The organism is Pseudomonas sp. S2_F07, from assembly GCF_054668325.1.
Map to the genome: position 1 here is coordinate 1010733 of NZ_CP162758.1, position 18712 is coordinate 1029444.

General features: G+C 62.2%; 16 protein-coding genes and 1 pseudogene. 9 read left to right on the top strand and 8 right to left on the bottom strand.

Annotation, left to right across the window (positions count from 1 at the left end; all coding sequences use genetic code 11):
• Positions 1–24 precede the first annotated feature (24 nt).
• Positions 25–858, top strand: a complete 834-nt coding sequence (locus AB4O40_RS04320) for an AraC family ligand binding domain-containing protein (RefSeq protein ID WP_460055865.1) — start codon at positions 25–27, stop codon at positions 856–858.
• Between the two features lie 207 nt (positions 859–1065).
• On the opposite strand, the gene AB4O40_RS04325 is transcribed toward AB4O40_RS04320, so the two are convergent.
• Together AB4O40_RS04325 and AB4O40_RS04330 are read right to left on the bottom strand one after the other, a co-directional pair.
• Positions 1066–1653, bottom strand: coding sequence for a LysE family translocator (locus AB4O40_RS04325; RefSeq protein ID WP_409078785.1), 588 nt, complete (start codon positions 1651–1653; stop codon positions 1066–1068).
• Between the two features lie 86 nt (positions 1654–1739).
• Positions 1740–3071, bottom strand: a complete 1332-nt coding sequence (locus AB4O40_RS04330) for an aminotransferase-like domain-containing protein (RefSeq protein ID WP_460055862.1) — start codon at positions 3069–3071, stop codon at positions 1740–1742.
• An 89-nt stretch (positions 3072–3160) separates the two neighbouring features.
• Here AB4O40_RS04330 and AB4O40_RS04335 point away from each other — a divergent pair.
• The 5 genes and pseudogenes from AB4O40_RS04335 to AB4O40_RS04355 all read left to right on the top strand — a co-directional run bounded on the left by AB4O40_RS04335 (position 3161) and on the right by AB4O40_RS04355 (position 7444).
• Positions 3161–4056: pseudogene (locus AB4O40_RS04335) on the top strand (DMT family transporter).
• Between the two features lie 91 nt (positions 4057–4147).
• Positions 4148–4768 carry a LysE family translocator gene (locus AB4O40_RS04340; protein WP_056727687.1) on the top strand — a complete coding sequence of 207 codons (621 nt, stop codon included), beginning with the start codon at positions 4148–4150 and terminating at the stop codon, positions 4766–4768.
• Positions 4769–4893: 125 nt separating this feature from the next.
• Positions 4894–5976, top strand: coding sequence for a bifunctional transcriptional activator/DNA repair enzyme AdaA (locus AB4O40_RS04345; protein WP_056728092.1), 1083 nt, complete (start codon positions 4894–4896; stop codon positions 5974–5976).
• Between the two features lie 33 nt (positions 5977–6009).
• The gene (locus AB4O40_RS04350; RefSeq protein WP_460055857.1) at positions 6010–6822 is read left to right on the top strand and encodes an isocitrate lyase/PEP mutase family protein; all 813 of its coding nucleotides are present in this window, start codon (positions 6010–6012) and stop codon (positions 6820–6822) included.
• Between the two features lie 4 nt (positions 6823–6826).
• Positions 6827–7444 (top strand): DNA-3-methyladenine glycosylase family protein, encoded by a 618-nt coding sequence (locus AB4O40_RS04355; protein ID WP_409078782.1) that lies wholly within the window; start codon positions 6827–6829, stop codon positions 7442–7444.
• A gap of 116 nt (positions 7445–7560) precedes the next feature.
• Here the strand turns inward: AB4O40_RS04355 and AB4O40_RS04360 are convergent, their stop codons facing one another.
• The 3 genes from AB4O40_RS04360 to AB4O40_RS04370 form a co-directional block, all read right to left on the bottom strand.
• Positions 7561–8658, bottom strand: coding sequence for an extracellular solute-binding protein (locus tag AB4O40_RS04360; RefSeq protein ID WP_056727692.1), 1098 nt, complete (start codon positions 8656–8658; stop codon positions 7561–7563).
• A gap of 2 nt (positions 8659–8660) precedes the next feature.
• Positions 8661–9785 (bottom strand): agmatine deiminase, encoded by a 1125-nt coding sequence (gene aguA, locus AB4O40_RS04365; RefSeq protein ID WP_460055854.1) that lies wholly within the window; start codon positions 9783–9785, stop codon positions 8661–8663.
• 100 nt (positions 9786–9885) lie between these two features.
• Positions 9886–10770 (bottom strand): LysR substrate-binding domain-containing protein, encoded by an 885-nt coding sequence (locus AB4O40_RS04370; protein WP_223441856.1) that lies wholly within the window; start codon positions 10768–10770, stop codon positions 9886–9888.
• A 332-nt stretch (positions 10771–11102) separates the two neighbouring features.
• Here AB4O40_RS04370 and AB4O40_RS04375 point away from each other — a divergent pair, with 332 nt between their 5' ends.
• The gene (locus AB4O40_RS04375) at positions 11103–11591 is read left to right on the top strand and encodes a GFA family protein (protein ID WP_223542582.1); all 489 of its coding nucleotides are present in this window, start codon (positions 11103–11105) and stop codon (positions 11589–11591) included.
• Between the two features lie 51 nt (positions 11592–11642).
• Here the strand turns inward: AB4O40_RS04375 and AB4O40_RS04380 are convergent, their stop codons facing one another.
• A complete protein-coding gene (locus tag AB4O40_RS04380; RefSeq protein WP_223542583.1) occupies positions 11643–12251 on the bottom strand; it encodes a MiaE family protein in 609 nt (202 codons plus the stop codon).
• 163 nt (positions 12252–12414) lie between these two features.
• On the opposite strand from AB4O40_RS04380, the gene AB4O40_RS04385 reads away from it, so the two are divergent.
• Complete coding sequence (locus AB4O40_RS04385; protein WP_056727703.1) at positions 12415–13278, top strand: universal stress protein; 864 nt, start codon at positions 12415–12417, stop codon at positions 13276–13278.
• Between the two features lie 111 nt (positions 13279–13389).
• On the opposite strand, the gene AB4O40_RS04390 is transcribed toward AB4O40_RS04385, so the two are convergent.
• Positions 13390–13860: a DUF1289 domain-containing protein gene (locus AB4O40_RS04390; protein ID WP_056727706.1), complete on the bottom strand. Its 471-nt coding sequence runs from the start codon at positions 13858–13860 to the stop codon at positions 13390–13392.
• A gap of 458 nt (positions 13861–14318) precedes the next feature.
• Here AB4O40_RS04390 and acnB point away from each other — a divergent pair, with 458 nt between their 5' ends.
• Positions 14319–16919 (top strand): bifunctional aconitate hydratase 2/2-methylisocitrate dehydratase, encoded by a 2601-nt coding sequence (gene acnB, locus AB4O40_RS04395; RefSeq protein ID WP_056727708.1) that lies wholly within the window; start codon positions 14319–14321, stop codon positions 16917–16919.
• 87 nt (positions 16920–17006) lie between these two features.
• On the opposite strand, the gene AB4O40_RS04400 is transcribed toward acnB, so the two are convergent.
• Entirely contained in the window at positions 17007–18659 is a 1653-nt protein-coding gene (locus tag AB4O40_RS04400) for a SulP family inorganic anion transporter (RefSeq protein WP_409078780.1), read from the bottom strand.
• Positions 18660–18712: the final 53 nt, after the last annotated feature.

Genomic DNA, 18712 nt, shown 5'->3' on the forward strand with positions numbered 1-18712 from the left:
GCGCTGACCTGCCGAGGAGTGAGCATGAAGCACGCCGTTGCCAAGAACGCCGACAAGGCCCCGCGCTTCTGGCGTGATGATGCCCTGCCCTTCATCGAAGCCCGCTCCATCGCCGACGGGCGCGAAGTCTGCTACACCCGGCACGCCCACGAGCACTTTTCCATCGGGGCGATCACCGCCGGGCGCAGTACTTATCTGCATGAGCAGTCGGCGTTCGAGGTCGGCGTCGGCACGGTGGTGCTGATGAACCCCGGCGACGTCCACGCCTGCAACCCGATCGAAGACCAACCCTGGTCGTACCTGATGCTGTACGTCGATACGCCATGGCTGACCGATTTGCAGCATCAGCTCGGCTTCAGCGATGACGCGGCGTTTCGCCGCTTCTCGCTGACCCACACCCGGGACGCCCAACTGTTTGCCGGCCTCGCGGGCTTGCATGAGGTGCTGGTCGATCCCCAGCAGGACGTGCTGCGCAAACACAGCGTGGCCGTGGAGTTCTTTACCGAGGTTCAGCTACGACTCAACCCGGCCAACCCGCCGCTGCGCGAACCCAATTTCAAGCTGGAACGCGCAGCCGATTACATCCGCGACCACTGCACGCAAACCCTCAGGCTCGAAGACATATGCGAGGCGGCGCAACTGTCACCGTCCTACCTGATCCGCGCCTTCAAACAGCATTACGGCATGACGCCCCACGCGTTCCTGGTGAACCGGCGCATCCAGTTCGCCCAGGATCAATTGCGCAGCGGCAAGCTGATCGCGGACGTGGCGCTGGAAGCGGGGTTTTCCGATCAGGCGCATTTTCAACGGGCCTTCAAACAGCATCTGGCGGCTACACCGGGGCAATATCGGGGGTGAAGCGTTGTATGAGTCTGTGGCCTTACAGAACCTGTGATTTGGTTGAACCTGTGGCGAGGGAGCTTGCTCCCGCTCGGCGGCAAAGCCGTCGCAAAACCGGCATGCAAGATTTGTCTGAAGGAAAGCGGGGCCGCTTCGCAGCCCAGCGGGAGCAAGCTCCCTCGCCACAAAAGCTGTAACTTCGCCACAAAACCGTGGTGACTGCCGTTACGGCAACACCAGATACACCGCACTCACCACCAGCAACAACGCCATGGCGCGATTGAACAGGCGCATACCCGCCGGGTTGTTCAGGAAGCCGCGTAAAAACGTCCCGGCATACGCCCAGCAACCGACCGACACATAACAGATCACCAGATAGATCGCGGCGAACTGCCAGACCAGGCGCGCCTCGCCATCGGCGACGAACGCGCCCATGCCGGCCACGCAGGCCAGCCAGGCCTTCGGGTTGAGCCATTGCATGATGGCGCCATACAGCATCGATGGCGACTGGGCCGACTCACTGGCCTGCACCTGCCCATTGTCGGCCGCCAGCTTGTAGGCCATGTACAACAGAAAGGCCACCCCCGCCCATTGCACCACCTGGGTCAGTGCCGGCCAGCGTTGCAACACCTCATGCAGGCCCAACCCCATCAGCACCAACAGCAAGACAAACCCCAGCGTCGCCCCGGCCACGTGACGCTGGCTGGCCCGGAAACCAAAGCGTGCGCCGGAGCTCAACGCCACAATGTTGACCGGCCCCGGCGTGATGGAAGCGACCAGCGCAAACGCCGCCATGGACATCATCAGATTCATTGCACACCTTCTTCCATCGGATTGAACAAGGCCCCCAAGGTAAAGAGCCGAGCGGCTCGCGTATTGAAGAAAACTGCCCTGCAGAGCTATGAGTAATAGCCAACGACCTTTTCAACCTTGCCCAGGGCAATACGCAGCGAGTCCATGTCCACCGAACCCAGCGCCAGGCGTATCGCGTGCGGTACATAGGCCGAAATCGCAAAGGGCTCGGCCGGCGACACCGACACCTGCTCGCGCATCAGCGCCATGGCGATCTGGTCGGCCCGGGCGTCTTCCGCCAACGGCAGCCAGATGAAGTAGGAGTTCGGGTGACTGATGGTCCTGAGCCCCGCCAGCACCTCGCGAGCCAGGGTTTGCCGGGCCCGGGCATCCGCGCGTTTTTGCGCCTCCAACTGGCTGACGGTGCCGTCGTCGAGCCAGGCCGTGGCGATGGCGGTCATCACGCCCGGGGTGTTCCAGGTGGTCGCCATGATCGTGCGCTCGAAGGCGGCGACCCATTGCGCGGGTGCGGCGATGAAACCGACGCGCAGCCCGGTGGCGACATTCTTCGACAGGCCGGACACGTACACCGTTCTCTCCGGTGCCAGCTCGGCCAGCGGTGGCGGTACGTCTTCGGCCAGGAACGCGTAGGCAGCGTCCTCGATGATCGTCAACTCATGCCGGCGCGCAATCGCTACCAACTGCTCGCGCTGATCCAGATCCATCACCCAGCCCAGCGGGTTATGCAAGGTCGGCATCGAGTACACGGCCCGTACCGATCGGCTGCGGCAGAGTTTTTCCAGGGCAGGCAAATCAGGCCCGGTATCGGTGACCGGAATCGGCAAGACTTCCAGATGCAGGGTTTCGGCCAAGGTCTTGAAACCGGGATAGGTCAACGCATCGGCGGCAATTACATCGCCGGGCTTGAGCAGCGTCATCATCGCCACCGCCAGGCCATGCTGGGCACCGCTGACGATCAACACCTGCTCGGCCGGCACGCTCAGCCCGCGGTCAAGCAGATGACGCGCGACCGAGGCCCGCTCATGCAGGCGTCCCGCGTGGGGCTGATAGCGCAGGAGCGATTCCAGGTCCCCGGACAACGCCAGCTGACGCAAGGCCGTGCGCAACAGGTCGGCCTGGCCCGGCAATGACGGGTAGTTGAAATTCAGGTCGATCATCCCCGCCGCCACCACGTGCTGCGAGATGCCCTGCCCCGGCGGCAGCGAGGTTTCCCTGACAAAGGTACCGCGCCCGGTTTCGCCGCTGACCAGGCCCATGCCCTCCAGCTCGGCATACACCCGGCTGGCGGTGACCAGCGCCAGACCGTGCTCGGTGGCCAGTTGCCGGTGAGTCGGCAGGCGCGTGCCGGGCGGCAGACGCCCGGAGCGGATGTCGGCGGCAAAGGCATCCACCAGGGTTTTGTAGCGGGATCGAGGCATGTCGAGATGTATCCATGACAATTTTTTGATTGTATCGATAGTCGCTCATAGGATGAGTTTCGTGCAATCAGACAATGAGCGTGAGCCAAATGGAACGGACTTCGAACCTGCAACACCGGACGCTGGAAAACAGCACCAGCGGCTGGATCAACGGCCTGATCGGCGTGGTGATCTTCAGCGGCTCGCTGCCGGCGACACGGGTGGCGGTGCTGGAGTTTGACCCGGTGTTCCTGACCGTCGCACGCGCGACCATCGCAGCGGTCCTGGCGCTGTGCCTGCTGTGGCTGTTCAAGGAAAAACGCCCGGCGCGCCAGCAACTGATACCGCTGCTCATCGTTGCCCTGGGCGTGGTCATCGGCTTTCCCCTGTTGACCGCGCTGGCGCTGCAATACGTGACGTCCGCGCACTCGATCGTCTTCGTCGGCCTGCTGCCCCTGGCGACAGCGGTGTTCGGCGTCCTGCGCGGCGGCGAGCGGCCACGGGCGGCGTTCTGGATTTTCTCGGTGCTGGGCAGCTTGCTGGTGGTCGGGTTTGCCCTGTCCCAGGGGCTGACCGCTTCCCCCAGGGCGACATCCTGATGCTGCTGGCCATCCTCGCCTGCGGCCTGGGTTATGCCGAAGGCGCGAAGCTGTCGCGCACCCTCGGTGGCTGGCAGGTGATCAGCTGGGCGCTGGTGCTGTCGCTGCCGGTCGTGGCGGTGCTCAGCTGGATGCGCATGCCGGCTTCGTTCAGCGGCATCAGCATGCCGGCCTGGTTCAGCCTGGCTTACGTCTCGCTGTTCAGCATGCTGATCGGTTTCGTGTTCTGGTATCGCGGCCTGGCCCAAGGGGGCATCGCCGCCGTCGGGCAATTGCAGCTGCTCCAGCCGTTTTTCGGGCTGACGCTGGCCGCCACCCTGCTGCATGAACATGTCAGCATCGGCATGCTGGGTGTCACCGTCGCCGTGATCCTCTGCGTCGCCGGGGCGAAAAAGTTCGCCAGATAGCCCTGTGTACGGTGGTTTGCGCCCATGACTGTATGGGTCTGGCCACCGCTGAGCCGTGATAAAAATAGCGCTCTTGCTACAGGAGCCCACCATGGACCTCGCCACCCTCACCCTGTTCCTGCCGGCCTGCTTCGCCCTCAACATGGCACCCGGCCCCAACAACCTGCTGTCGGTCAGTAATTCGACCCGCTATGGCTACCGCACCGCGTGTGTGGCGGGGATCGGCCGGCTACTGGCGTTCGCCGGGATGATTGCCCTGGCCTCGGCGGGGCTGGCGGTGGTATTGCAAACCTCCGAGCTGCTGTTCTACGCCATCAAGATCCTCGGCGCGGCCTACCTGTTCTACCTCGCCTGGCAATTGTGGCGCGCCGATCCGGGCGTGGAAAACGTCGTGGCCTCAGCCCCCGTGGGCACGCTGGCGCTGGCCCGGCAGGAGTTCCTGGTGGCGGCCGGCAACCCCAAGGCCATCCTGATCTTCACCGCGTTCCTGCCGCAATTCGTCGACTCGACCCACGCCATCGGGCCGCAATTCGTGGTGTTGGGCGCGCTGTTTCTGGTGCTGGAATGGATCGCCATCGGCGCCTACGCCTACATGGGCCTGCACATGCGCCGTTGGTTCGCCAGGCCGTCGGGCAAGCGGATGTTCAACCGTTGCTGTGCGGGGTTACTGTCGGCGGCAGCTTCGGTGCTTCTGATGGCCAGACGCGCCTGAAGTCGATATTTTCCCCATGTGAGCGCGCTTGCTCGCTCCCACATTGACTCGCAGTGATCAAAGGAGCGAAATTCACTGTCGATTCTCCGGTGGAGGTCGCCCATGACGCGATCTATGCTGCGCCCATGAACCTACAGAAAACGCTGCTTCCACCCCGTGCCGAGATGGTTCGCGCCATGCTCGAGCGAGACACCTCCTACGAGGGGGTGTTCTTCACGGCGGTCAAGACCACAGGCATCTTCTGCCGCCCCGGCTGCACCGCCCGCAGCCCGAAGCCTGAGAATGTCGAGTTCTTTGCCAACGCCGAACAATGCCTGGCGGCGGGCTATCGCGCCTGCCTGCGCTGCAAACCGCTGGACACCGCCGCCAGCGCGCCGGACTGGGTGCAGACACTGTTCAAATCGCTAGACGCCGACCCGGAGCAGCGCTGGACCGACGCCCAACTACTGGCCCAAGGCATCGAACCACTGAAACTGCGCCGTTGGTTCAAGCAGCATTTCGGCATGACCTTCCACGCCTGGCTGCGCGCCCGGCGCCTGGGCATGGCGTTGGGCGGGATCAGACAGGGCGACTCCATCGACGACGTCGCGTTCGATTCGGGCTACGAGTCCCTGAGCGGATTTCGCGATGCCTTCCAGAAATCGTTTCACATCACCCCGGGCCGCGCGGCCAACAGCGAGCCGCTGCTGTTCACGCGCCTGACCACGCCGCTGGGACCGATGATCGCCATGGCCGAGCGGCGTGGACTGGTGCTGCTGGAGTTTCTCGGCCAGGCATCGCTGAACCCAGCGGTCGAAGCGCTGCAAAACCGTTTCGGTTATGCCGTGGCACCGGGGCACAACGCGCATTTGCAGCAGATCGAAGAACAATTGTCCGCGTATTTCGCCGGCACGCTCACTGAGTTCAGCGTGGCCTTGCACATGCCCGGCAGCGAGTTCTCCCGCCGGGTCTGGGCCGAACTGGCGAAGATCCCCTACGGCCGGACCACCACCTACGGCGCCATCGCGGCGAGCCTGGGCAAGCCAGGTGCCAGCCGGGCGGTGGGTCTGGCCAACGGGCATAACCGCTTATCGATTGTCGTGCCCTGCCACCGGGTGATCGGCGCCGACGGCTCGTTGACCGGCTACGCTGGAGGCCAGCCACGCAAGGCGTTTCTGCTCAGGCTGGAGAACGCGGCGGTGCAGCTCACGGAGCAACTGGCGTTCTGATCCCCACGACTTTTTCAAAAGGAAGGAAACCCGATGGACAGGCTCGACAATCAATTGCACCAACTGCATCACGAGGGTTTGCTGATCCTCACCAACGTCGCCGATGCCGCCGGGGCTCGGTTGGTAGAACAACTGGGCAACAAGGCCGTAGCCACCAGCAGCGCGGCAGTGGCCTGGGTGCATGGTTATCCGGACGGCAACACCCTGCCCCTTGAGCGCCTGGTCTCGACGGTCGAGTCGATTGCCCGGGTCATTTCGGTACCGCTGACCGTGGACATCGAGGCCGGTTATTCCGATGACCCGGAACGGGTGACCCAGGTGGTTGATGCGGTGATCGCCGCCGGCGCTGTCGGGATCAACATCGAAGACGGTTCTTCGCCGCCGGAGTTGCTGGTACGCAAGATCGAAATCGCACGCCAGGTGGCCGACCGACGCAACGTGAACCTGTTTATCAATGCGCGCACCGATGTTTACCTGCGGGGCCTGGTGCCCGCCGAAGATCGCGTCGCCGAAACCCTCAGGCGCGCCGCGCTGTATCAGGCCGCCGGTGCCAATGGCCTGTTTGCCGCCGGCGTTACTGCAGAGTACGAGATCAAGGCGTTGTGCCAAGGAACCTCGCTGCCACTGAATGTGCTGGGGTTCCCCGGCCTGCCGTCCCCCGAAGCGCTTGAGGCACTCGGTGTACGCCGCCTGACCGCGGGTTCAGGCATCGCCGAATTCCTCTACGGTGCCATGGCCGGCATCGCCAAAAGCTTTCTGCAAACCGGCAAGTTCGATAGCCACGACCTGAAGGCCTTGACCTACGGCGAAGTGAACGCCCTGCTGCAACCGTCCGGGAAAGCCTGAGCCCATGGTCGATGGCTATCAGGCGGCCAGTGCGTTCCTGGCGGCCATCGATGATGACTGGCGCCGCCACATCGACGCCATCGGCCCGTGCCTGCACCAGCCGCATGCGGCACATGATCCGTATGAGTCGCTGGTGCGGGCGATTGCCTATCAGCAACTGCATGCCAAGGCTGGGGATGCGATTGTCGGCCGGTTGCTGGCGCTGTTCGGTTCGGGTTCGTTTCCCAGGCCGGAACAGATCGTCGCCACGGATTTCGACCGACTGCGCAGTTGCGGGTTTTCCGCGAGCAAGATCGCGACTATCCAGGGCATCGCACAGGCGTCGCTGGACGGCGTGGTGCCGGATTACGCCACGGCGCTGGCCATGGACGATGAAGCGCTGATCGAGCGCTTGATCACCCTGCGCGGCGTGGGTCGCTGGACCGTGGAGATGCTGCTGATCTACAGCCTGGAGCGGCCGGATATCCTGCCGGCCGATGATTTTGGTGTGCGCGAGGGTTATCGACGACTCAAGGGCCTGGAGATGCAGCCGACGCGCAAGCAGATGATCGAGATCGGGTTGGCGTGGAGTCCCTACCGGACGGTGGCCTCCTGGTATTTGTGGCGGGTGCCCAACCGTTAGACCACATCGCGGTCCCTGTAGGAGCTGCCGAAGGCTGCGATCTTTTGATCTTGATCCTGAAAAACAAAATCAAAAGATCGCAGCCTTCGGCAGCTCCTACAGGGGTCGGCTTGACCTCACAACCCCGACTTCAACCGACTGAACGCCCTGATCAACGCCCGGTTGAACGCCTTGCCATTGTCATTCTTGCTGTACAGCGAAGCCCTGACCGCCGCCGGCGGATACGTCCCCGGATCGTTGCGAATCGCCGGGTCGACCAGGGCGTCCGCCGCCGTGATCGCATTGGCGTAATGGATAGTGTCGGTGATCGGCGCGATCACTTGCGGGATCATCAGGTAGTCCATCAATGCCAGGCCGGCCTTCGGGTGCGGCGCATCCTTGGGAATGACCATGGCATCGAACCAGATCAACGTGCCCTCCTTCGGAATGCGGTACTTGAGCGAATACGGCTTGCCCGCCGCCTCGGCCTGGCCCGCCGCGATGGCCACGTTGCCGTTCCACGACATCGCCACGCAGGTGTTGCCGTTGGCCAGGTCGCTGATGTTCAGGTCGTTGTCGAAATAGCGAATGTACGGCCGAATCTTCGCCAGTTGCTGCTCGGCCAGCTTCAGGTCATCGAGGTTCTGGCGGTTGATGTCCAGGCCCATGTACTTCATGACCGCCGCAAACACTTCGTTGGGATCGTTGAGCAGGCTGACCCCGCAATCGGCGAATTTCGACACCACGGCCGGGTCGAACAGCATCGCCCAACTGTCGGTCGGCGCGTCGGGCAGCCGCTGTTTGACCGCCTGCTCCTGATAACCCACGCCCGTGGTGCCCCAGGCGTAGATCCCGGCATGGCGGTTGCCCGGATCGAACACCGCCATGTGCTGGCGGAACTCCTCGCCGACCCCGGCGAAATGCGGCAGTTGCTGCTTGTCGACCGGCTGCACCGCGCCACTCTCGATGGCCCGGGACAGATGCTGCCCCGCCGTCAGCACCAGGTCGTAGCCACTACGACCGGTCAGCAGCTTGGTCTCGACGGTTTCCAGGGAGTCGAAGTGGTCGACCACCACATGGATGCCGGTTTTCGCTTCAAAATTCTTCAAGGTGTCCGGGGCCAGGTACTCGCCCCAGATGTACAGGTTGACCACCGGTTTGGCGGTGTCGGCGGCCTGCACACACAGGGGTGCAAGCACCAGCAGTATTGCTTGAGTCAGTTTGTGCAGGCCCACGGTCACGCTCCTTTCTTGTTGGAGTGGGGGGCGGCGTACTGCGGCATGGTGATGCACGCGACGTTGCCGCCACCGAGAAGGATTTCCCGGGAGTTTTCGATGCCGACGATGCTGTGTTTCGGGAACAGCTCGGCCAGGGTCGCCAGCGCCACCTTGTCGTTGCGATCACCGAACAGCGGCACCACGATCGAACTGTTGCCGGCGTAGTAGTTGATGTACGACGCGCAGATCTTCGTCCCGGCCTGGCGGGTATGGGTGCTGTCCTGCTGGTCCAGGCCTTCGGCTTCTTCGGCGGTCCACTCCAGCACATCCGGCTGCGGCAGCTTGTGCACGATCAATTCGCGGCCGCGACTGTCGCGGGTGCTGCGCAGGATGTCGTAGGCCTCCTGATAGATTTCCCACTGCGGGTCGTCGCGGTTGTCGGTCCATTGCAGCACCACTTCACCGGGGCGCACGAAGCACGCGAGGTCGTCGACATGGCCGTCGGTTTCGTCGAACTTGCAGCCCCGTGGCAGCCAGATCACCTGCTCGGCGCCGAGGTAATCGGTCAGGCGACGGGTGACTTCGTCCTTGCCCAGGTGCTGGTTGCGATTACGGTTGAGCAGGCATTGTTCGGTGGTCAGGATGCTGCCCTGGCCGTCGCTCTGGATACCCCCAAGTTCGGCGATCAACGGCGCACGGTAGCGGTCGAAGCGTTCGATTTCGAGGATCTTGCCGGCGATCTGGTCGTCCTTGTCCCACGGGTAGTACAGGCCGCCATCGAGGCCGCCATAGGCGTTGAATTCGAAGTCGACGCCGCGCACTTCGCCGCTCTGGTCATTGACCACGAAGCACGGGCCGCTGTCGCGGAACCAGGTGTCGTTGCAGGTCATTTCCACCACGCGCACTTGCGGCGGCAGTTGGCGACGCGCAGTGGCGAACTGTGCCGCCGAGGCGCACACGGTGACCGGTTCGCTCATGGAAATGGCGGTGACGATCTGCACCCAGACTTTCTGCGCAGGCTTGGCCCCGTTGCGCCAGACGTCGGTGCGCTCCGGCCAGCCGAGCCAGCAACCGGACTTGGTTTCGAATTCGCCGGGCAGACGGAAACCGTCCTGTTTGGGAGTGGTGTCGAGCAAGCGGGCCATGGTCAAACCTCTTCAACGGGGATTGGAATGACCACAGGCTAAGGGCGTTGGCGACTGGCTCGCCAACGATGATTATTTCGGAATACTTGAATCTAACTCATCAATCGAGCAACTGATCGTTGAACCACTCCAGCATCTGCGCCACCGCCGGGCGCTCCAGCCGCAGCCGCTCGCACACCAGTGCGTATTGCCCCAGCGCAGTCATGCTCGACGTAAACGGCCGTACCAGCCGCCCACTGAGCAAATCTTCCTGGGCTGTGAGGTTGTCGCCCATGGCCACGCCCTGCCCTTGGGCCGCGGCCTCCAGTGCCAGCCCGGCGTGGGCGAAATACAGTTGCCGGTCGGGGCGCTGGTCACCGGCATGGCTGGTGAGCCACGCGGTCCAGGTCTTGCCGTCCTGGTCGTCGTGCAGCAGACAGTGGCGAGCCAGGTCCTTCGGGGTTTTCAACGTGCCCTGGTTGAACAGGCCGGGACTGCACACCGGGAAGAACTGCAACGCCGGCAGCGGCCGGACGAAATACGCGGAGCTGTCCACCGGGCCGGTGCCGTAGGTGATCGCCAGGTCGATATCTTCTCCGGGCGCCGTGGCGTCGATCGGCTGTTCGTACAGATGCAAGGTGATGTGCGGGTAGCGCGCGTAGAAATCCGTGAGCCGGCTCATCAGCCACTTTTGCGCAAGCTCGGCGGTGACCGCCAGACGCAATACCGCCAGGGATGAAGGGTCGCGCAGTTCATCGCAGGCATCGCCGATCAGTTCGAAAGCCTGCTGCAAGCTCTGCATCAGGCGCCCGGCAGCCAGGGTCGGGCGAATCTGCCGACCCTCGCGCACGAACAGCGGCACGCCGAGTTGCTCTTCGAGCTGGCGAATCTGGTGGCTGACCGCGCTGTCGGTGACGCACAACTCAGCCGCCGCCCGACCGAAATGGGCGTGGCGGGCGGCGCATTCGAAGGTTCGCAGGGCGGCCAGGGAAGGTAAACGTCGCATCAGGTCATGTCCCGGTTTCGAGGGGGACATGCTGGATTGGCTGGCGGTGGCTGTCCAGCGGGACCGCGTTATCGTTCTTCGACTTGCTCGTGAAAGGGCCAGCCCATTCACCACCAACCCACCTGCCCATCACCTTCCCTTATGGACCATGACATCCACCCGCACCCGGCGCATGTTGAACCCTCAACCGCTGGGCCGGCAAGAAGCAGGTGTTCGCGCAAACCGGTGATCAACTGAAACTGGTGGCGACCGGCGACGCGATTCTGGTGCCGGTCGAGTAGCCCTGACGGTCTAGGCTGTCCGGGGTACGTTCCAGACAGCCGGAGGCTCCCATGCAACTCGAAGGTTCCTGCCATTGCGGCGCGGTGTCGTTCAGTTTGACCAGCGTCCACCCCTACCCTTACCAGCGCTGCTACTGCTCGATCTGCCGCAAGACCCAGGGCGGCGGCGGTTATGCGATCAACCTCGGTGGCGATGCCGCCAGCCTCAAGGTTCGCGGACGCAAACACATCGCGATTTACCATGCGCGACTCAAGGAAGAAGGCGACAAGCGCGCCCACAGCAGCACCGCCGAGCGGCATTTCTGCTCGGTCTGCGGCTCGGGCCTGTGGTTGTTCAGTCCGCAGTGGCCGGAGTTGATTCACCCGTTCGCCTCGGCCATCGATACACCGTTGCCGGTGCCGCCGGAACACACGCACCTGATGCTGGGTTCGAAGGCGCCGTGGGTAGAGGTCCAGGCGCAGCCTGGAGATCTACAGTTCGATCTGTACCCCGAAGAGTCCATCGCGCAGTGGCATGAACGCTTGGGTCTGCGTTGCTGATGGCCCCTTCGACTTGCTCGCGAAGGCGTCCGCCAGAACAACACCGAATAATCAGGCCGCCGCCGGCACACCACTATGAAAACGGAATTCCACGTCCGGCGACTCGATCAGTTCCTGCTCGGCGGCGCGAACCCTGTCGATCACCTGGGCGATGTCCTTGGCGTCGCCGTACTGGTAGGCCAGTTTCAGGTAACCCTGGAAATGCCGGGCCTCGCTCTTGAGCAGACCGAAGTAGAACTTGCCCAGTTCTTCGTCCAGATGCGGCACCAGGGCTTCGAAACGCTCGCAACTGCGAGCCTCGATGAACGCCCCCACCACCAGGGTGTCCACCAGTTTCACCGGCTCGTGACTGCGTACCACCTTGCGCAGCCCCGATGCATAGCGCCCCGCGGACAACTGGCGCAGTTCGATCTTGCGCCGTTTCATCAGGCGCATGACCTGTTCGTGGTGCACCAGCTCTTCCCGGGCCAGGCGCGACATCATGTTGATCAGATCGACGTGGGAGTGATACTTGGCGATCAGGCTCAACGCGGTGCTGGCGGCCTTGAATTCGCAGTTCTTGTGGTCGATCAGCAGGGTTTCCTGATCGGCCAGCGCGGCCTGGATCCAGCCGTCGGGGGTGCGGCAGCCAAGGAACTCGTGAATTTCGGGAAGGATCATGGGGCTCACGGAAAAATAGGTTCAAAACGAAGGGCGCCGATTATACCGGCCTGCCCGCAGACCACCAGTCGCCAACCGTTGATATGCATCAAGTCCCCGAATCGCAGACAGCAACTATAGTTGTGCAACGCCGTGCTTTTTTTATTTTCAGGAGATCCCGCACATGCAAGCCATTCGCAGCATTCTGGTGGTCATCGAACCCGAGCACTCGGAAAGCCTGGCGCTCAAACGGGCCAAACTGATTGCCAGCGTGACCCAGGCACAGTTGCATCTGCTGGTGTGCGACCGCAAGCATGATCACAGTGGCATGCTGGGTGTGCTCAAGGCCGCATTAACGGAGGACGGCTACGTCGTCACCACCGAGCAGGCCTGGAACGAGAGCCTGCACGAAACCATCATTGATGTGCAGCAAGCCGAAGGCTGCGGTCTGGTGGTCAAGCAGCACTTCCCCGACAGCCCGTTGAAAAAAGCCCTGCTGACCCCAGAGGACTGGAAACTGTTGCGGTCCTGCCCGACTCCGGTGCTGCTGGTGAAAACCGCCGGTTCATGGAAAGACAAAGTGATTCTGGCAGCCGTCGACGTCGGCAACACCGATCTCGAACACCGCCACTTGCACGACACCATCATTGATCATGGCTATGACATCGCCACCCTGGCCAAGGCCCACTTGCACGTGATCAGCGCCCACCCGTCGCCCATGCTGTCGGCGGCCGACCCGACGTTTCAACTCAGCGAAACCATCCAGGCGCGCTATCGCGAACAGTGCAAGGCGTTCCAGGCGGAATTCGACATCGACGATGATCACCTGCACATCGAGGAAGGCCCGGCGGACGTGTTGATTCCGTTCATGGTGCACAAGCTGCAGGCGGCGGTGACAGTGATCGGTACCGTGGCACGTAGCGGGTTATCAGGGGCACTGATCGGCAATACGGCGGAAGTGGTGCTCGATTCGGTCGAGAGCGACGTGCTGGTGCTCAAGCCGATGGAAGTGGCGGATCATCTTGAGGAGATTACCGACAAGCATTGAGATCTTTGCTGTTTGGCCGGACGCCATCGCGAGCAAGCTCGCTCCCACAGAGGATTTGTGAACGATACAGATCCCCTGTGGGAGCGAGCTTGCTCGCGATGCTTTTAAGGGCTACCCACCAAAGGCATCTTTCAGGAACCCCGGCGCAATGTAGCGCTGGTAATGGGCTTCGGAGAGCAGGAAAAATTCCCGATCAATGGCGTCGCGCAATTCCGGCAGGTTCCACTCACGAAACTCCGGCAGCAGCACCATCCCGTAGGCTTCCAGGTTGTTGATCACCCGCGCGCCTCGCGCAATCAACTGATAGGCCCAGCAATATTCCGACTGATGGGGCACGAAGCGGATCTTGCGTTGCTCCAGCTGCATTCTGAGCAGCGCCGGATCGAAAATTTCCACCTTGGCGGCCATCACCTGCGACAGCAACTGCTCAAGACGCAGCCATACCGCGCGCTTTTCTTCCTCGTTGTAACCGTTCCAGTGGATCACTTCGTGGTGGAAACGCTTGCAGCCACGGCACACCAGGTCACCGTAAACGGTGGAGCAGAGGCCGACGCAGGGGGTCTTGATGGTCTGATTGGGCATAGATAGGCAAAAACGCGAGAAAGCAGAACAGGCCCGCATGTTAGCCCTTTGTCGGCCATTGATCACCCCTCAAAGTTCAGGGCCCATGGAGAATCGGGCTCTGCTGAGCGCCTCCACCAAAGTCCAATAAACACTGACTTACCTTTAATTTTTTTTTGCCGTAGAATCAGCCTGCCTTTTTAGGCGCCAATGTCCGTTAGAAGCTGTTTTCAAAGCGTCACGAGCACAGTCGTTCCTTCAGAGCGGTGTTGGCGAGGGGTTTTTCCAGCGGGGAAAAGCCCAACGCCAACCCTCATCAGCTCCCGTTCTGCAGGCGTAAAACTTTGAAAGCAGCTTCTGTAAGGAATTGCCGGTAATTCTGGCTAAGTGGCTCACAACGCCATGCAGCGCATGAGTACGGCAATTTCGGGATGAGCGTCCCGGACACCCATTTGGGACCACTGATGAGGGTAATAACTGTGCTTGAAGCCTACCGCAAACATATCGAAGAGCGCGCAGCACTGGGTATCGTTCCCCAGCCGCTAAACGCCGAACAAACTGCAGGCCTGGTCGAGCTGCTGAAAAATCCCCCGGCTGGCGAAGAAGCATTCCTCGTTGACCTGATCACCAATCGCGTTCCGCCTGGAGTGGACGAAGCTGCCTATGTAAAGGCCGGCTTCCTGTCCGCCATCGCCAAAGGCGAAGCCAAATCCCCCCTGATCGACAAGAAGCGCGCTGTTGAACTGCTCGGCACCATGCAGGGCGGCTACAACATCGTGACTCTGGTTAACCTGCTGGACGACGCCGAACTGGCTCCAGTAGCGGCCGAAGAACTCAAGCACACCCTGCTGATGTTCGACGCCTTCCACGACGTCGCTGAAAAAGCCAAGAACGGTAACGTTCACGCCCAAGGCGTGCTGCAATCCTGGGCTGACGGCGAGTGGTTCGTGAAGCGCCCGACCCTGGCCGACAAGATCAGCCTGCGCGTGTTCAAGGTCACCGGCGAAACCAACACCGACGACCTGTCCCCTGCGCCTGATGCCTGGTCCCGTCCAGACATCCCGCTGCACGCCCTGGCCATGCTGAAAATGGCTCGCGACGGCATCGTGCCTGACGCACAAGGCGTCACCGGTCCGATGAAGCAGATCGAAGAAATGCGCAACGCCGGCTTCCCTATCGCCTACGTCGGCGATGTGGTCGGTACCGGTTCTTCGCGTAAATCGGCGACCAACTCCGTACTGTGGTTCTTCGGCGACGACGTTCCTTACGTGCCGAACAAGCGTGCCGGCGGTTTCTGCTTCGGCAGCAAAATCGCTCCGATCTTCTACAACACCATGGAAGATGCCGGCGCACTGCCAATCGAATTCGACGTTTCCAACATGCACATGGGCGACGTGATCGACCTGTACCCGCATGCTGGCAAAGTCTGCAAGCACGGCACCGACGAAGTCCTGACCACCTTCGAAATGAAGACTCCGGTACTGTTGGACGAAGTTCGTGCTGGCGGCCGTATTCCGCTGATCATCGGCCGTGGCCTGACCGAGAAGGCTCGCACCGAGCTGGGTCTGCCACCTTCGACCCTGTTCAAGAAGCCTGAAGCTCCGGCTGAAAGCACCAAGGGTTTCACCCTGGCGCAGAAAATGGTCGGCAAGGCGTGCGGCGTAGCTGGTGTGCGTCCAGGCACCTACTGCGAACCGAAGATGACCACCGTCGGTTCCCAGGACACCACCGGTCCAATGACCCGTGACGAACTCAAAGACCTGGCGTGCCTGGGCTTCTCGACCGACCTGGTGATGCAGTCCTTCTGCCACACCGCGGCTTATCCAAAGCCGATCGACGTGACCACCCACCACACCCTGCCTGACTTCATCATGACCCGCGGCGGCGTTTCCCTGCGTCCGGGCGACGGCATCATCCACTCGTGGCTGAACCGCATGCTGCTGCCAGACACCGTCGGTACCGGTGGTGACTCCCACACCCGTTTCCCGATCGGCATCTCGTTCCCGGCCGGTTCCGGCCTGGTTGCTTTCGCCGCTGCCACCGGCGTCATGCCGCTGGACATGCCTGAGTCGATCCTGGTTCGCTTCAAAGGCGAACTGCAACCAGGCGTCACCTTGCGTGACCTGGTTCACGCCATTCCTTACTACGCGATCCAGGCTGGCCTGCTGACCGTAGAGAAGAAAGGCAAGAAGAACGCCTTCTCCGGTCGCATCCTGGAGATCGAAGGTCTGCCTAAGCTGACCGTCGAGCAAGCGTTCGAACTGTCTGACGCCTCGGCTGAACGTTCGGCTGCCGGTTGCACCATCCAGCTGTCCAAAGAGTCGATTGCCGAATACCTGCAGTCCAACATCACCCTGCTGCGCTGGATGATCGGCGAAGGCTACGGCGATGCACGTACTCTTGAACGTCGCGCTCAAGCGATGGAAGCCTGGCTGGCCAACCCTGAGCTGCTGCAAGCGGACAAAGACGCCGAATACGCTGAAATCATCGAGATCGACCTGGCCGACATCAAGGAGCCTGTGCTCTGCGCGCCAAACGACCCGGACGACGCCCGCCTGCTCTCCAGCGTTGCTGGCGAGAAGATCGACGAAGTGTTCATCGGTTCGTGCATGACCAACATCGGTCACTTCCGCGCTGCCGGTAAGCTGCTGGAACAGGTCAAGGGTCAGCTGCCAACCCGTCTGTGGCTGTCGCCGCCGACCAAGATGGACGCTCACCAACTGACCGAAGAAGGCTACTACGGCATCTACGGCAAGGCTGGCGCGCGCATGGAAATGCCGGGCTGCTCACTGTGCATGGGTAACCAGGCACGTGTAGAGCCGAACTCGACTGTGGTGTCGACTTCGACCCGTAACTTCCCGAACCGTCTGGGTGACGGCGCGAACGTCTACCTGGCTTCGGCTGAACTGGCGTCCGTGGCTTCCATCCTGGGTCGCCTGCCGACCGTCGAGGAGTACATGGAATACGCCGGCAAGATCGACAGCATGGCGGCCGATGTCTACCGCTACCTGTCCTTCGACCAGATCGCCGAGTTCCGTGAAGCTGCTGCGAACGCCAACATCCCGGTCGTTCAAGCCTAACGTAGCAACGCAATGAAAAACGCCGCCCATCGTGAGATGAGCGGCGTTTTTTTATGCCTTCAATTTGAACACCGCCCACACAGAGGGTCATGCATTCAACTGGAGGGCCTGTTGCACCGCCCCATCCACACTCAACCCACTCAGCACCACCCCACTAACCTCCGCCTGCGGCAACACCGCCAACGCCGCTTGTGCGTCGTCTTTCAGACGCGCCAGAATCAGCTGTTTGCCCCCCTGATGCACCCGCACAAAAAACTCCTGCAACGCCTCAATGCTGGTGCCATCCAGATCGGGCGATTCCTCAAGACTGAGGATCACCGTATGAACCGGCGTTTGCGAATGCCGGATCAAGTGCAAGGCACCGCCAAGAATCCGCTCGACGTTGGCAAAAAACAACGCCTCACCCGGCCGCACAATCAACACGCCCGGCACCGTTTGCGCCGTTGGATGGCGCTGCAGGTCGACAAAGTCGTGACCGCTATCGATGCGCCCCAGGATCTGGATATCCGCCGCCGACATCTGCTTGAGCATCAGCAACACACTGATCGCCACCGCCACCAGCAAACCGTCCAGCACCCCCAGCAGCAACACAGCCCCCACGGCGCAGATCACCAGCAAGCGGTCTCGGCGCCAGATGAAATAGCGTCCCAGCGGCTGCAGGCTCAAGCCCCGCCCCAGGGCATGAATGACGATGGCGGCGAGGATCGGTTCCGGGGTCAGGGCGATGTAAGGCAGCACCGTCAGGACAATGACCAGCACCACCAGCGCCGCCACGATACCGGCCAGGCGCGAAGTGGCACCGGCTGCCTCATTGGCCGACGTCGCCGAATATCCCGCGCCCGCCGGCATGCCGTGGAACAGGCCGGACAACAGGTTGGAAGCCCCCAGCGCCAGCAGGTCGCGGTTCGAGTTGACGCGGTCGCCATGCTTGAGCGCATAGGCACTGATCGAGCCATAGGATTCCGCATACAGAATCAACACCATGGCGAACGCCAATTCCCCCAGACGCAGCCAGTCGGCAAACGGCAGCACCGGCAGTTTCGGCACCTCCAGGCTCAGGTCGATCACGCCGATCAGCTTCACGCCATAGGCCGGCAGGTCCAGCCACTGTCCTGCCGCAATGCCGATCACCACCACCAACAAACCACCCGGCAAACGCCGAAACCGCGCAAACAGCCATAACAGGGCCAACGCCACGGCACCGACCACCGCTGCGGTCCGGTTCCATTGCGGCAATTGCTCCAGCAGTTGCGGCAGAAACCCCACCAGATTGGCATCGGTCAAATGCACGCCGACCACGCTGGCGACCTGCTTGAGGATGATGGTCAGCGCCAGGCCAAAGGCAAAGCCGCGCAGTACCGGCTTGGCAATGAACGAGGTCACGCCGCCGAGCTTGAACATCCCGGCCAGCAAAAAAAACACCCCGGTCACCAGCACCAGGCCGAAGGCCAGGGTCGAGCGAAGCCCGGGGTCGCCATTGGCCAGGGTGGCGGTCGCCGCAGCCAGTACGGCGGCGGAGGATGAAGTGGCCGAGACAATCGCAAAGCGGCTGGTGCCGAACAGGCCATAACACAGCAGCCCGGCAAACAAGGCGATCACCCCGGCCTGAGGCGCCAGTGCGGCGATGCTTGAATAGGCGACCGCTTCGGGCAGCAACAGGCCGGCAATCGACAAACCGGCCAACAGGTCCTGCCAGCGGTTGGGTTGCTCGGTGGGATTAGCCTTTGGGGCGTTCGACAATCCAGTGCCTCCAGGCGAAAAAAAACCGCTGCACGTATCACGTGCAGCGGCCA

What these genes read in the sequence shown, in the direction of transcription:
- AB4O40_RS04385 (WP_056727703.1), top strand. Translation starts at nt 12,415, where the DNA reads ATGCAAGCCATTCGCAGCATTCTGGTGGTCATCGAACCCGAGCACTCG.
- AB4O40_RS04390 (WP_056727706.1), bottom strand. Translation starts at nt 13,860, where the DNA reads ATGCCCAATCAGACCATCAAGACCCCCTGCGTCGGCCTCTGCTCCACC.
- AB4O40_RS04380 (WP_223542583.1), bottom strand. Translation starts at nt 12,251, where the DNA reads ATGATCCTTCCCGAAATTCACGAGTTCCTTGGCTGCCGCACCCCCGAC.
- AB4O40_RS04330 (WP_460055862.1), bottom strand. Translation starts at nt 3,071, where the DNA reads ATGCCTCGATCCCGCTACAAAACCCTGGTGGATGCCTTTGCCGCCGAC.
- AB4O40_RS04340 (WP_056727687.1), top strand. Translation starts at nt 4,148, where the DNA reads ATGGACCTCGCCACCCTCACCCTGTTCCTGCCGGCCTGCTTCGCCCTC.
- aguA (WP_460055854.1), bottom strand. Translation starts at nt 9,785, where the DNA reads ATGGCCCGCTTGCTCGACACCACTCCCAAACAGGACGGTTTCCGTCTG.
- AB4O40_RS04345 (WP_056728092.1), top strand. Translation starts at nt 4,894, where the DNA reads ATGAACCTACAGAAAACGCTGCTTCCACCCCGTGCCGAGATGGTTCGC.
- AB4O40_RS04320 (WP_460055865.1), top strand. Translation starts at nt 25, where the DNA reads ATGAAGCACGCCGTTGCCAAGAACGCCGACAAGGCCCCGCGCTTCTGG.
- AB4O40_RS04350 (WP_460055857.1), top strand. Translation starts at nt 6,010, where the DNA reads ATGGACAGGCTCGACAATCAATTGCACCAACTGCATCACGAGGGTTTG.
- AB4O40_RS04355 (WP_409078782.1), top strand. Translation starts at nt 6,827, where the DNA reads ATGGTCGATGGCTATCAGGCGGCCAGTGCGTTCCTGGCGGCCATCGAT.
- AB4O40_RS04375 (WP_223542582.1), top strand. Translation starts at nt 11,103, where the DNA reads ATGCAACTCGAAGGTTCCTGCCATTGCGGCGCGGTGTCGTTCAGTTTG.
- AB4O40_RS04370 (WP_223441856.1), bottom strand. Translation starts at nt 10,770, where the DNA reads ATGCGACGTTTACCTTCCCTGGCCGCCCTGCGAACCTTCGAATGCGCC.
- AB4O40_RS04325 (WP_409078785.1), bottom strand. Translation starts at nt 1,653, where the DNA reads ATGAATCTGATGATGTCCATGGCGGCGTTTGCGCTGGTCGCTTCCATC.